Source organism: Paraburkholderia haematera (assembly GCF_905220975.1).
GTDB lineage: Bacteria > Pseudomonadota > Gammaproteobacteria > Burkholderiales > Burkholderiaceae > Paraburkholderia > Paraburkholderia haematera.
In genome coordinates, this window is sequence record NZ_CAJNBK010000003.1 from 65,137 (window position 1) to 77,814 (window position 12,678).

The window sequence follows — 12,678 nt, forward strand, 5'->3', positions numbered from 1 at the left end:
CTTTCCCGATCGCGTCGTCACTTCGCCACTGTCAGCGAACTCAATCCCGCCGGCTTCAACTGTCCACCCTGAACCACCGCCGCGAGCGGATTGCCGATCACGAAGCCACCATGGTCGTCGACGCCCGTCACGCTTTGCGGATTGGCTTGCGGCGGCAGCGCCTTCACAGCCTTATCGAACTGATTGCGGATCGCGGTCGCGTCGCTGACGCTGCCGGCCAGCTTCATGGCGAGTGCCGTTGCGTAGACCGCGGTGTAATTCAGCGAGACCTCCTGGCTAGGATCGCGGCCGCCGTGGCTCTTGCGGAAGCGGTCCACAAATGCTTTGGCGTTCGGCGTGTCATCGTTGGCTAAGGGCAATACACCGATCGCACCGTTCAGCGGCGCATAGCCGCCGGTGACCTTGGCCACTTCGTCGAGCTTGGCCTGGTCCATGACGATAAAGCCGCCCTTGAAACCCAACTCGCGCGCCTGCTGCGCAATCAGGCCGGTCGGCTCGGACGGGCCGCCGATAAACATCACATCCGGCTTGGCCGCCAGCACGCGGCTCACGCCGCTATAGAAATCGGTGGCGCGGTTATACGACATCGAATTGTCCGCGACGATCGTGCCGCCTGCTGCTTCCCATGCGGGCTTGAATGCGGCGACCCAGACCTTGCCGTAGTCGGTATCGGTGGCGGCGAGTGCGACCTTCTTGCCATACGTCGCCATTTCGTATTTGATGAATGAGTTCAGATACGACGTGAACGCGGGCGGAATGCGCACCGTGAGCTTGTTGCCGCGCTCGCTGATCTGCGGCACGCTGGTGTACGAGAGCAGGAGCAATTTCTGTTGCTCGTTGCTGGTCTGCACGGCGAAGCCGCCGCCCGAATGCGGTACGAGCACCACGGCGGCCTGCTGTTCCTGCGCGAGGCGCCGCGCGTTAATCGCGGTTTCGGCGGGGTTGTACTTGTCGTCGAGCGGCACGATCTCGAGCTTGATCTTCTTGCCGGCCACTTCAATGCCGGCCTGATTGACGTCGGCGGCAGCCATCTGCATGCCTTCGAGCACTTCCTGGCCGTACTTCGCCGCGCCGCCGCTCAACGGACCGGAGTAGCCGATATGCACCACCTGCTGCGCCATCGCGGCGCCCGCGCCCAGCATCGCAGTCGTGGCGACAGCCGCATACAGGCCGGCGCGTCCGCACAAGCGTTTGATCGTCATACGTGTCTCCTTTGGGATTGTTCGAATGGGCCGGTGCCTTGGGTTATGCGTCAGGTCATGCTGCAGTCCGCGCGTGCCGCCGTGCGTCAAATTCGTTCAGCCGCCGACGTAGGCGCGCCGGATCGCTTCGTTGTTCATCAGGCTCGCGTGATCGCCTTCCAGCACGATACGGCCGCTCTCGATCACATAGGCACGGTGCGCGATTTTCAACGCCGCGAACGCGTTCTGTTCGGCGAGCAGCACCGTCGTGCCCGCGCGATTGATCTGCTGGATCACCTCGAACACCTGCTTGACTACCAGCGGCGCGAGGCCGAGCGACGGTTCGTCGAGCAGCAGCACCTTGGGCCGGGCCATCATCGCGCGGCCGATCGCTACCATCTGTTGCTGTCCACCGGACAGCGAGCCAGCCAGATGTTCCTTGCGCTCGGCAAGAAGCGGGAAGAGCGCGAACACCTGCTCGAGATTGCGCTGATTGCCGGCGTTGTCGCCACGATGCACATAGGCACCGAGCGTTAGGTTCTTCAGCACCGACATGCCGGGGAACAGCTTGCGGCCCTCGGGACACTGAATCACACCACTGCGCACGATCTGCGCCGGCGTCATGCCGAGCAGCTCGCGCGGGCCGAGGCGCAGACTGCCGCTCGCGGCGCGCCGCAAGCCGCTCGTGGCGAGAAAGATCGAGCTCTTGCCCGCGCCGTTGGCGCCGAGCAGCACCACCAGTTCGCCATCGTCCGCGTGCAGCGTGATGCCGTCCAGCGCGCGGAAACTGCCGTAATCGAGCGAGACGTTCTCAAACTTCAGCATGCTCGCTCCCCAGGTAGGCGTCGATCACGGCCGGGTTCGCGCGAATCTCGGCAGGTGTGCCCTCGCCGATTTTCTTGCCGTAGTTCAGCACCATGATGCGGTCGGCAAGCTTCATGATCATGTTCATCTTATGTTCGACAAGGCAAACCGTGACGCCGTGCTTCACCAGCTTGCGGATCAGTTCGGCCAGGCCTTCGGTCTCTTCGGGATTCACGCCGCCCGCCGGTTCGTCGAGCAGCATCAGGCCTGGTTCAGTGGCGAGCGCGAGCGCCACCGCGGCGCGTTTGCGCTCTTCCTGCGAGATGTCACCGGCCATCCGTTCCGCAATCGCCGACAGGCCGACGAAGTCCAACGCCTCGCGCGCTTTCTCGCGGCAGATGCGTTCCTCCTGCTTGAGCCGCGCGGAATGCGTCAGCACGTCCCACAGGCCGGAGCGGGTGCGCAGCCGGTGTCCGACGATCAGGTTGTCGAGCACGCTGGCGCGGTCGAACAGCGCGGTGGATTGAAATGTACGCGCGACACCGAGGCGCGCCATCTGATCGGCGCTCAGCTTCGTCACGTCCTCGCCTTTGAAGAGAATGCGCCCGGAACTTGGCAAATGGGTGCCGCTGATCAGATTGAAGAAGGTGGTTTTGCCCGCGCCGTTCGGACCGATGATCGCGTTGATCTTGCCGGCTTCGATATGCGTGCTGACGTCGTCCACCGCGACGAGACCGCCGAAGTGTTTGCTGAGCGAGTCGATTTCAAGCATGACGGTCTCCGCGCGCGGGTTGCGACTGACGCGCGACAACGCCGCCGTTCGGCGCCGCATGTTTCACGCGACGGCTTTGTCTTGCCATGTACAAACCGACGATCCCGTTCGGCAGAAAGATCACCAGCAGAATCAGGATCGGACCGAACACGACGAAGCGGTACTCCTGCAAAAATTGCAGATACTGTGTGAGCCACGGAATGGCGAGCGCGCCGAGGAGCGGACCGGCGAGGGTGCCGATGCCGCCCACCAGCATGTACATGGTCATATCGAAGGTATGCTCGACGCCGGCCAGATCCGGTGCGAGAAAGCGTACGGAGCCTGCATACAGACCGCCCGCGAGCCCCGCATAGACGACCGAGAGGACAAAGGCCAGCACCTTGTTGCGCATCAGGTTGATACCGAGCGACTGGGCGAGGCCGTCGCTATTGCGGATCGCCATGAAGGTCCGGCCGAGCAGCGAGTTGACGATGCGATGCATCAGCCACACGCCGAGCACCAGAAACGCGAACACCAGGTAATAGAGCGGCCGCGGATTGTCAAACGAAACGATGCCGAAGCCCGAAGGCGCCGGGATGCCGACAATGTCCGAGACACCGTGCGTGAGACTGTCCCATTTCTCGATCACGAGAAACATGATGTAGCCGACGCACAGCGTGAAAATAGAAAAGTAATGGCCGCGCAGACGCAACGACACGAGGCCCACCAGCACACCCAGTATCGCGACGACAACGCCCGAGGCGACGAACGCGAGCCAGAACGGCACCTGATGATCCACCGTGAGAATGCCCACCGTGTACGCGCCCACCGCCATAAAGCTGCCGTGCGCAAGATTGAACTGCCCCGTATAGCCGGTGATCAGATTCAGCCCGACGGTGGCCAGCGCGAAGATGTACGCGGTGGACATTACCGTGAGCATGTAGTCGTTGGTGGCCAGAAACGGGAACACGAGACCGAGCACGAAGAGCAGCGTCCACCCCAGCTTGCCCTCGAATAATTTCATGACTGATTTCACGATGCGCGCAGTTCCCTGGTGAACAGCCCCTGAGGACGAACCGACAGAATCACCACCAGCAGCACGAAGGCGATGATGTCCTTGTAGTCGGTCGAAATGTAGAAGGCGCCGAAGCTCTCCGCCATGCCGATGATCAGGCCGCCCACGATCGCGCCCGGCACGCTGCCCATGCCGCCGAGAATGATGATCACGAAGGCCTTCAGGATCACCAGTTGGCCCATCGCCGGATAGACGAGGTTGATCGGCGCGTACAAGGTGGCCGCCACGGCGGCGAGCAGGCCCGAGATGCCGAAGGTCAGCATCGTCACCTTGTTGGCGTCGATACCCATCAGCGAGGCGCCTTCGCGGTCCTGCGCCATCGCGATGATGCTCGAGCCGATCACCGTGTATCTGAGGAAGAGTTGCAGCACCACCACCAGGGCGAACGCGGCGCCGATGATCAGCAAGCGCTGCAACGGCGCGGTCACGCCGCCCAGGTCGATGATTCCGGCATAGGGCGTGGCCATGCGATGAAAGTCCGCGCCCCAGATCGCTTGCGCACCGGCTTCGAGAAATAGCAGAAGGCCGATCGCGGCGATCATGGGATGCAATTCGGAAGATTTGCGCAGCGGATGGAACACCAGCCGCTCGGCGAGGATCGCAAGTAGCGCGACCGCGAAGCCGGAGCCGATCATGGCGAGCCAGTAGTTCCAGCCGAGCCGGCTCATCAGGTAGAACGAAACGAACGCGCCAACCATGTAGAACGCGCCGTGAGCGAAGTTCGGCACCGCGAGAATGCCGTAGACCAGCGTGAGGCCGAGCGCGACGAGGCTGTAGATGCCACCCAGCGTCAACCCGTTGAGAACCTGCTGCAAAAACATATCCACGCTTTTACGCCCTCCAACGGAGGCGCGCTGTGCAATTGTCACCCTTGTTCAGGAAGACGCATCGCCGCACGCCTGACTACGGACGGGACAACAGCCGCTCTCTCGAATCCGGCGGCCGTTATCGACGGTTGTCGACGGTTTGAAACGCGCACGCATTGGCGCAAACAACACAAGTGATGTGCGGTGGCACGAGCGATATTTGGCACGAGCGTTCACTTTGCGTCAATAGGTTTTTCCCTTTTGATTGTTCTGCATTGCAGATTGCTAGAACATGTGCCGCATGCCGATGTTCACGCCGGCGGTGGTGCCGGTCGCTTCGTTCAGTGCGTTGTTGACGGACAGTCCGGTGTGCATCGCGCCGTGGTTGGTGACAAAGCCTGCTTGCCCATACACCACGGTGGCCTTCGACAGCGAATACTCGAGCCCCGTGGACGCGAGTATCGAATTGTTCGACGAGTTATTCCCGTCGCGCGTGACCCACACACCGGCATCGACGTTCAGCGCCGGTGTGATGCGATAGCTGGCGCCGCCTGAATAGACGCGATCGTTGAACGACCCCGCCACTTTGTATTGCACGTATGAAGCCTTCACGGTCAGGCTGTTGAACACGTAGCTGGCGCCGATTGCACGGCCGTCGAACTCGACCACACTCGGAATCGCGATCGATGCAGCGCTACCACCCGCGTTGCCGCTGTAGAGCGCCGCATCGACGGTCAGCGAGCCAAGGTGGTAGCGCAGGCTTGCCGAATACTGGCGGCCCGCCTGGAAATTCCCGGCTGTGCCGCCTAGCGCCATCATCGCGCTGGCTTGCAAGCCAGCGAGTTCCGGCGACGTGTACGAAATGCCGTTCGGGTTGAACAGGCCGGTCACATAGACGTTATTGAGGTAGGTGATGAGGCCGCTGCCGAAATACGACATCTCGCGAGGATCGAAGTCGTACACCGCAAGGAAGAAGGGCGAGAACTGCAAACCGGCTTTGACCGTACCGTAGCGGCTGTCCACGCCGACCCACGCCTGCCGCCCGAATGCGTTGCCGTTCGAATTGCTGAACGCGCCGTTCGCGATGCTGATGCCGCTTTCGAGTTCGAAGATCGCGCGCATGCTGCCGCCGAGATCTTCGGCGCCACGCATGCCGAAGCGCGAGCCCGAGAGGCCGCTGTCGGTGAACGAGTATTGATGGCCGGCGCTCTGGCCGGTGGTCGGATTAAGTGTTTTGCTGGTGTAGAGCAGAGAGCCGTCGACGATACCGTATAACGTGACACTGCTTTGCGCATGGGCGCTCTGCACGGCGCCGAGTGCGCACGCACCTGCTAATCCGAGAATGGCTCCAACCCGACTGCGATGACTTGCCGGCATGCTTCGTGTCTCCTGGTTTTTTGGAATCGATTGAACTGGCGAAGTAATGCGTGTGCTGCAAGGCTCTGGCGATCTGTTGCGCAATGCGATTTAAAGAGGCCGTAGTGACAATGACGAGCCTTCGCAATCTCGTAAGGGATGCGAAATAATGGATCTGCTGGTGGGCGCCTTGGGTCCGGTTGCCTGCTGGGTTGTCTCCTGATTCGCTGGGGCGGCTCGGCGCTGCTATGAACTCATTGATCGCGTGCTTGCGCACAGGATGCAGGCGCAATTTGGCACGACCGTTCGTTCTGTGTCAACGGGGGGAATCGCTTGTTTGGACTGCAATGCAGGCCAGAATAGGGAAAACACCTGGCATTGCGGGCGCGCTTGATTTACGCCGTAAGGCCCGGTAATACAAGGGAATTGCTGGAATTATCCGGTTTGAATTACCGATCGGCCGCGCGATACTGGCATTCTGCATTGCAGAACTGTGAAGGGGTGGCTCAACGTGCGCCAAGCGTCTCTATCAGCATGTCGACGAATGCCTTGACCCGTGCCGTCATTTGCAACTGTTGCGGGTACACCGCGTAAATATCGGCACCCGGCGTGCGGTATTCCGGCAGTACGTGAATCAGGCGGCCGTCGGCGAGATACTCAGCGATATCCCATTCCGCCCGCATCAGAATGCCGTGGCCGTCCAGCGCCCACTTCACTGCGATCTCGCCGTCATTGGTGGTGAGGTTGCCGCGCACGCGAACTGTCTCGGTCTTTTCGGCCGAACCGCGTCCGCTGGTCAGACGCCATAGCCCGTAGCCATCGTCGCCCTGACGAATGCCGATGCAGTTATGTTGCGATAGCTCCGCTGGACTGCGTGGTGCGCGACGTTTGACGAAATACGCGGGCGAAGCGCAAAGCAACCGGCGGTTGGACGCGACCCGTCGCGCAATCACCCGAGCATCCGGCGGTTCGCCGAAGCGCACGCACACGTCAAAGGCGTCGTCGCTGATCGGGGGAGGGTCGACGGAGAGTTGCAACTGCACGTCTACTTCGGCAAAGCGCCGCACAAACCGGGAAATCAGCGGCGCCACGTGGCTACGACCAAAGCCGAGCGTCGCGTTCACGCGCAGCAGGCCTTTCGGTGCCGCTTGCGAGCCGCCGAGCAATTGGGCCAGGTCGTCCATTTCGCTCAGGATGCGCCTTGCGCGTGTCAGATAGAGCTCGCCCTCCGGCGTGAGGCTCATGCGTCGCGTTGTGCGATTGACAAGCGAGACGCTCGCACGCGATTCCATTTGCGCCAGATGCTTGCTCACGGCCGCGGTACTCAACCCGAGTTCGCGCGCAGCCGCCGTCAGGCTGCCGCTGGCGGCGAGCGTGGAGAAGAAGGCGAGGTCGTCCGGCTGGATTGATGAGGTCATGCTAAACGGGCCAATGAGTCAGCCAATGAGTGAGCCAATGAGCAGACTGATGAGTCACTCATTGTTAACTTCAGGTTAAGGATGCTTTGAGTCTAGCAGCGTTTTCGCGAGCGGTCTCCGTTCTAGGATGCAGCCATACGTTCAACATCATGGAGACGCAAGTGAAGACCTACCGCATCGCAACCATTCCCGGCGACGGCATCGGCAAGGAAGTCGTGCCCGCAGGCCAACGGGTGCTCGAAGCCATCGCGGCACGAAGCGACGCCTTCCAGTTCGAGTTCGAGAATTTCGATTGGGGTGGCGATTTCTACCGCCAGCACGGCGTGATGATGCCGGCCGACGGGCTGGATGCCATCCGCGGCAAAGACGCGATTCTGTTCGGCTCGGCAGGCGACCCGCATATTCCCGATCACGTCACGCTCTGGGGGCTGCGCCTGAAGATCTGCCAGGGCTTCGACCAGTACGCGAACGTGCGCCCCACGCGCATTCTTCCCGGCATTGACGCCCCTTTAAAGCGCTGTGGGCCGGCGGATCTCGATTGGGTCATCGTTCGCGAGAACTCGGAGGGTGAGTACTCCGGCGTGGGCGGACGCGCGCACCAGGGCCATCCGATCGAAGTGGCAACGGACGTTTCGATGATGACCCGCGCGGGTGTGGAGCGCATTCTTCGCTTCGCGTTCCGTCTCGCCCAGTCGCGGCCACGCAAGCTGCTGACGGTGATCACCAAGAGCAACGCGCAACGCCACGCCATGGTGATGTGGGACGAGATTGCGCTCGAAGTTTCGAGAGAGTTTCCCGACGTCAAATGGGACAAGGAACTCGTCGATGCCGCCACCGCGCGCATGGTCAATCGTCCCGCCACGCTCGACACGATTGTCGCGACAAACCTCCACGCGGACATTCTCAGCGATCTGGCAGCGGCACTGGCCGGCAGCCTCGGCATCGCACCGACCGCGAATCTCGACCCCGAGCGCCGCTATCCCTCGATGTTCGAACCGATTCACGGCTCCGCTTTCGACATCATGGGCAAGGGTCTCGCCAATCCGGTCGGCACGTTCTGGTCGGTGGTGATGATGCTCGAGCATCTTGGTGAGGCGGGCGCCGCGCAGCAATTGATGAACGCGATCGAACGCATCACGGCTGACCCGGCGCTGCACACCGGGGACCTTGGCGGCACGGCCACCACAGCGCAGGTAACCGACGCGGTCTGCACGATCCTCGCTGCGGCGGAACCGGCGGCGGAATTCAAGGCGGCCTGAACTCGCGACGCGTAATACGTAATAGGCAATACGTAATACGCAACGCGCATTAGACAAAAACAAAGCGCCCGGACGAACACGTCACGGGCGATTGAAAGAATGGAGACTCGCATGGCCAATGAATTGCAAGCCCGCGTGGTTCGCAAGCTGACGTGGCGCATTTTGCCCTTCGTCATGCTGCTTTACTTTGTCAGCTTTCTTGATCGTGTGAACGTCGGCTTTGCCGCGCTTACGATGAACAAGGACCTCGGACTTTCGCCGACCATGTTCGGGCTAGGCGGCGGCATCTTCTTTCTCGGGTACTTTCTGTGCGAGGTGCCCTCGAACCTCATCCTGAACAAGGTCGGCGCGCGTATCTGGATTGCACGCGTCATGGTGACATGGGGGCTGGTGTCGGCGGCGTCCGCGTTTGTGGTTGGGCCGAACTCGTTCTATGTGCTGCGCTTTTTGCTCGGGGTGGCCGAAGCCGGTTTCTTTCCCGGCATCATTCTCTATCTCAGCCAGTGGTTTCCCGCGCGGCAGCGTGCAGTCGCAGCGGCGGCGTTCATGGCAGCCGCACCTTTGTCGACGGCAATCGGATCGCCCATTTCAGGCGCCATCATGCAGATGCCGGCTCTGCTCGGATTGAAAGACTGGCAATGGCTGTTCATCATCGAAGCGATTCCGGCTGTCGTGCTCGGCTTCGTGGTTTTGAAAGCGCTCACCGATTCGCCAGAAAAGGCGGCATGGCTTGCGGCGGATGAAAAATCATGGCTCATTGCGACGTTGCGCGAAGAACGGGCGGGACGCGAATCGCAGGCAGGCCATGCGGCAGGTGCACTCGCCGCGCTGCGCGATCCGCGCGTGTGGATCATGTCGATGATTTACTTCGGCACGTCTGCGGGCCTTTATACGCTCGGGCTCTGGGCACCGTTGATCATTCGTCAGTTCGGTTTTAGCACGCTCGGCACGGGCGCATTGAATGCGATTCCCAGCGTGCTGGCTGTGATCGGCATGGTGATGTGGGCCCGTCATTCGGATCGCACTGGCGAGCGCACGTGGCATGTGGTGATTCCGTGCGTGGCAGCGGGCGTTGGGCTCGCATGGGCCGGCTTTGCGGATACCATCGTGGCGGTGGTGCTCGCGCTGATCCTCGTGAACGTAGGCATTAGCGCGGCCAAGGCGCCGCTGTGGGCCATGCCGAGCACCTTCCTCTCGGGCGCCGGTGCGGCGGCGGGTATCGCCATGATCAACTCGATCGGCAATCTCGGCGGTTTCGTTGGCCCGTTTGCAATCGGCTGGCTAAAGAGTGTGACTGGGGGGTATGCGGCCGGACTCTATGTGGTGGCGGCGAGTCTTGCGGTATCCGCCGCGCTCGCGTTGGCTGTCGGCCGGCGAGGATATCGGGCAGCACCGGCGCCGCAATGATCTCGCTCGTTGTCTGATTGACCCTTCTGATCGGCTTCGCGATCGACGATGCGCCTCGCTCCCGCGCCGCCTTTTGTCCGCTGACTTGCTGTGTGTAGCGGACAGCACGGAAGTGCGGAAGTGCGAGGCGTTATCGCGCGTATTCAATGCTTGAACAAGCCCGAGTTCTTGCCCGCGAAATGCATCGTTGAAGATTGCGAAAAGCTTGTCGCAGGCGCGCCGTAACCTGAGCTGTCGCCGTTACTCGACACCTTGTGCGAAGGCTGCTGATATTGCGTACCCGGTTGATTGTTCTGCGTGTCGTGCATCGAGACCGCGGGTGCCGGCGTTGTGTCGTTCATCGGTGTGTTCGTTTGCTGGGCAAACGACAGCGTCGGGATGGCGACGATCGACGCAATAAGCATGATGTGTTTGAGTGCTTTCATGATGGTTCTCCAATAGAGTGACGGTGCCGCGCCGACCATTCGGGTCGGTGCGTACTCACAGAATAAGAAGTTTTCCTTAACTTCTCCTTAGGGGCGCTCAAACAGATTTATTCCGTATTTCGAAGCACTGAAAATAGAAAGCAACGGTGCCAGGCACAGGTGCCCGATAAGCCCACGTCTAAGCATGTCTTAAGGAAAATTGTGCTGAACCGGATGGGGATGAGAACCGTTGGCGTTCTCGCTAACAACGCGCTTTAGGGGCTTTATGATTTTCGTTCCTGAATCGATTACGCTTCGTTATTAGTGATCCGATATGCAGGTACGTCACCATGGCATCCAGACACGAAGTCAAGCGATACCGGGCCAATCTCTCCGATGAGCTCCATAGCGCCGCGCTCTATGAAACGCTCGCGAAAACCGAGAAGGACGACACGCGCAAGCAGGTCTACAGCGATCTCGCGAAGTCGGAGCGCGATCATGCGCAGGTGTGGGCCGATAAGCTGAGAGCTAACGGCATCGAGCCGAAGGGCGCCGGCCAGGCCGTCAAAACGCGGCTGATGAAAGCACTAGTACACCTGTTCGGCGCGGGTTTTGTGCTGCCCACGCTCGCTGCGGCCGAATACGCCGACCGTAACAAATATCACGGGCAGCCGGACGCGGGCCGCATGTCGGCCGACGAGCATCACCACGCGGCGGTGGTCCAGACCCTGGCTCACGGCGGTGGCAACCCTGACCAGGCGCCAGGGGCGCGCATTGCCGCGGCGGAATCGTGGCACAAGGGTGTTTCGTCGGGTAACGATCTGCGCGCGGCCGTCCTCGGTGCGAACGACGGCCTCGTGTCGAACTTCTGCCTGATCATGGGCGTGGCCGGTGCGGGAACCGGCAACAAGGCGATCCTGCTCACGGGGCTCGCCGGCCTGATCGCCGGTGCGTGTTCGATGGCATTGGGTGAATGGCTGTCGGTGACCAATGCGCGCGAGCTGGCCAGCACCCAGATTGCGAAAGAAGCGGAAGAACTGGAAATGTCGCCAGAAGCGGAGGAGCACGAGCTGGCGTTGATCTATCGCGCCAAGGGGCTCGACGCGGTCGAAGCCAAACGGGTGGCATCGCAGATGATGCGTGACAAGGACAAGGCGCTCGATACGCTGACGCGTGAGGAACTCGGGCTCGACCCCGCCGAGTTGGGCGGCAATCCGTGGTCCGCTGCGGGTGTCTCTTTTTGCCTGTTCTCGCTTGGCGCGATTTTTCCGGTTATGCCGTTCCTGTGGACGCACGGGCTGAACGCGATCGTGCAATGCATCGTACTTAGCACGCTTGCGCTCGCGTCGATTGGCGTCTTTACCTCGCTATTCAACGGACGCGGCGCGGGGTTCTCCGCCATGCGGCAGGTGGTGATCGGTCTCGTTGCCGCGGGGTTTACGTTCGGAATCGGCAAGCTACTGGGCGTGTCGATCTCGTGACAGGGATCGTGGCGTCGTCCGGTACCGGCGCCACGTTTGCCTCACGATGCCGCAACTTCGATTGCCTTAGTCCTCATCCCAACCATGACGCTCGCGCCATTCGCGCTGGTGCTCTTCGTGCTCGTGGTGGCGCCACTGCCGTTCACGCCATTCCTGCCGCTCGTGCCATTCACGGGCGCGCCAGTCGTCGCCATCGCCGTAACCGTAGCCATATCCCACGACCGGTGGCTGCGCGTAGACGACCGGCGGAGGCTCGATGTAGGCCGGCTGGGCAGGCACGAAAACCGGCCCGGGAATGCCAATGCCGATGCCCACGTCGACGTGGGCGGAAGCGAGCGTGGAGGCTACCAGTGTCGCGCCGCCGAGAATCACTGATAATAGGTTCTTGCGCATGTTTTCTTTTCGCCTGACAGTTGCGGGCGATGACAGTGAAGATGGTGCGCAGTGTAGGCAGGGCCGCGATTTGCAGGTGCAAGAAGGATGCGAGATTGGTAACACGGAGTAACGGGGGGCAGCCTTAAGGTTCCCCTAATGATTCCCGTGCACCATGAACCGGCTAGACCTCCGGTTTTCTTTGCGTTGCGTGCAACCAGCGACGCTGTTTTCGGCTCGAACCGGCAATCAATAGCCAGGTCGCGCCGTTTCAAATTTTGCCGACGGGCATCCACGATGGAACGGGGGAGCAATGGGTTTTTCTGCTGAAGTTTGGTCGCTTGCGCGCTTGTGGTGCATGTCT

The 12,678-nt window shown here is 61.3% G+C and carries 12 protein-coding genes; 3 read left to right on the plus strand and 9 right to left on the minus strand.

The annotated features are described in order from the left end of the window. Window positions 1–17: 17 nt before the first annotated feature. The 7 genes from KHO23_RS07610 to KHO23_RS07640 all read right to left on the minus strand — a co-directional run bounded on the left by KHO23_RS07610 (window position 18) and on the right by KHO23_RS07640 (window position 7,391). Window positions 18–1,202, minus strand: coding sequence for an ABC transporter substrate-binding protein (locus tag KHO23_RS07610; protein ID WP_211610408.1), 1,185 nt, complete (start codon window positions 1,200–1,202; stop codon window positions 18–20). 96 nt (window positions 1,203–1,298) lie between these two features. Beyond that, entirely contained in the window at window positions 1,299–2,006 is a 708-nt protein-coding gene (locus KHO23_RS07615; RefSeq protein WP_211610409.1) for an ABC transporter ATP-binding protein, read from the minus strand. Then, window positions 1,993–2,757 carry an ABC transporter ATP-binding protein gene (locus tag KHO23_RS07620; protein ID WP_211610410.1) on the minus strand — a complete coding sequence of 255 codons (765 nt, stop codon included), beginning with the start codon at window positions 2,755–2,757 and terminating at the stop codon, window positions 1,993–1,995. The genes KHO23_RS07615 and KHO23_RS07620 overlap by 14 nt, the downstream gene beginning before the upstream one ends. Then, complete coding sequence (locus KHO23_RS07625) at window positions 2,750–3,760, minus strand: branched-chain amino acid ABC transporter permease (RefSeq protein WP_211610411.1); 1,011 nt, start codon at window positions 3,758–3,760, stop codon at window positions 2,750–2,752. Before KHO23_RS07625 ends, KHO23_RS07620 begins: the two co-directional genes overlap by 8 nt. Before the next feature lie 8 nt (window positions 3,761–3,768). Further along, window positions 3,769–4,632: a branched-chain amino acid ABC transporter permease gene (locus KHO23_RS07630; protein ID WP_407946045.1), complete on the minus strand. Its 864-nt coding sequence runs from the start codon at window positions 4,630–4,632 to the stop codon at window positions 3,769–3,771. 270 nt (window positions 4,633–4,902) lie between these two features. Continuing rightward, window positions 4,903–5,994 (minus strand): porin, encoded by a 1,092-nt coding sequence (locus tag KHO23_RS07635; protein WP_211610413.1) that lies wholly within the window; start codon window positions 5,992–5,994, stop codon window positions 4,903–4,905. A gap of 485 nt (window positions 5,995–6,479) precedes the next feature. Next, entirely contained in the window at window positions 6,480–7,391 is a 912-nt protein-coding gene (locus KHO23_RS07640) for a LysR family transcriptional regulator (RefSeq protein ID WP_211610414.1), read from the minus strand. A gap of 161 nt (window positions 7,392–7,552) precedes the next feature. Here KHO23_RS07640 and KHO23_RS07645 point away from each other — a divergent pair, with 161 nt between their 5' ends. Then, complete coding sequence (locus tag KHO23_RS07645; RefSeq protein ID WP_211610415.1) at window positions 7,553–8,650, plus strand: tartrate dehydrogenase; 1,098 nt, start codon at window positions 7,553–7,555, stop codon at window positions 8,648–8,650. 111 nt (window positions 8,651–8,761) lie between these two features. Then, window positions 8,762–10,057, plus strand: a complete 1,296-nt coding sequence (locus KHO23_RS07650; RefSeq protein WP_211610416.1) for an MFS transporter — start codon at window positions 8,762–8,764, stop codon at window positions 10,055–10,057. 143 nt (window positions 10,058–10,200) lie between these two features. On the opposite strand, the gene KHO23_RS07655 is transcribed toward KHO23_RS07650, so the two are convergent. After that, window positions 10,201–10,482 carry a hypothetical protein gene (locus tag KHO23_RS07655; RefSeq protein ID WP_211610417.1) on the minus strand — a complete coding sequence of 94 codons (282 nt, stop codon included), beginning with the start codon at window positions 10,480–10,482 and terminating at the stop codon, window positions 10,201–10,203. A 329-nt stretch (window positions 10,483–10,811) separates the two neighbouring features. On the opposite strand from KHO23_RS07655, the gene KHO23_RS07660 reads away from it, so the two are divergent. Continuing rightward, entirely contained in the window at window positions 10,812–11,942 is a 1,131-nt protein-coding gene (locus KHO23_RS07660) for a VIT1/CCC1 transporter family protein (RefSeq protein ID WP_211610418.1), read from the plus strand. A gap of 66 nt (window positions 11,943–12,008) precedes the next feature. On the opposite strand, the gene KHO23_RS07665 is transcribed toward KHO23_RS07660, so the two are convergent. After that, window positions 12,009–12,335, minus strand: a complete 327-nt coding sequence (locus KHO23_RS07665; protein WP_211610419.1) for a hypothetical protein — start codon at window positions 12,333–12,335, stop codon at window positions 12,009–12,011. Window positions 12,336–12,678: the final 343 nt, after the last annotated feature.

Bases quoted from the DNA above. Each gene is read 5' to 3' on its own strand.
- KHO23_RS07610 (WP_211610408.1), bottom strand. From the start codon at position 1,202: ATGACGATCAAACGCTTGTGCGGACGCGCCGGCCTGTATGCGGCTGTC.
- KHO23_RS07615 (WP_211610409.1), bottom strand. From the start codon at position 2,006: ATGCTGAAGTTTGAGAACGTCTCGCTCGATTACGGCAGTTTCCGCGCG.
- KHO23_RS07620 (WP_211610410.1), bottom strand. From the start codon at position 2,757: ATGCTTGAAATCGACTCGCTCAGCAAACACTTCGGCGGTCTCGTCGCG.
- KHO23_RS07625 (WP_211610411.1), bottom strand. From the start codon at position 3,760: ATGAAATTATTCGAGGGCAAGCTGGGGTGGACGCTGCTCTTCGTGCTC.
- KHO23_RS07630 (WP_407946045.1), bottom strand. From the start codon at position 4,632: ATGTTTTTGCAGCAGGTTCTCAACGGGTTGACGCTGGGTGGCATCTAC.
- KHO23_RS07635 (WP_211610413.1), bottom strand. From the start codon at position 5,994: ATGCCGGCAAGTCATCGCAGTCGGGTTGGAGCCATTCTCGGATTAGCA.
- KHO23_RS07640 (WP_211610414.1), bottom strand. From the start codon at position 7,391: ATGACCTCATCAATCCAGCCGGACGACCTCGCCTTCTTCTCCACGCTC.
- KHO23_RS07650 (WP_211610416.1), top strand. From the start codon at position 8,762: ATGGCCAATGAATTGCAAGCCCGCGTGGTTCGCAAGCTGACGTGGCGC.
- KHO23_RS07655 (WP_211610417.1), bottom strand. From the start codon at position 10,482: ATGAAAGCACTCAAACACATCATGCTTATTGCGTCGATCGTCGCCATC.
- KHO23_RS07660 (WP_211610418.1), top strand. From the start codon at position 10,812: ATGGCATCCAGACACGAAGTCAAGCGATACCGGGCCAATCTCTCCGAT.
- KHO23_RS07665 (WP_211610419.1), bottom strand. From the start codon at position 12,335: ATGCGCAAGAACCTATTATCAGTGATTCTCGGCGGCGCGACACTGGTA.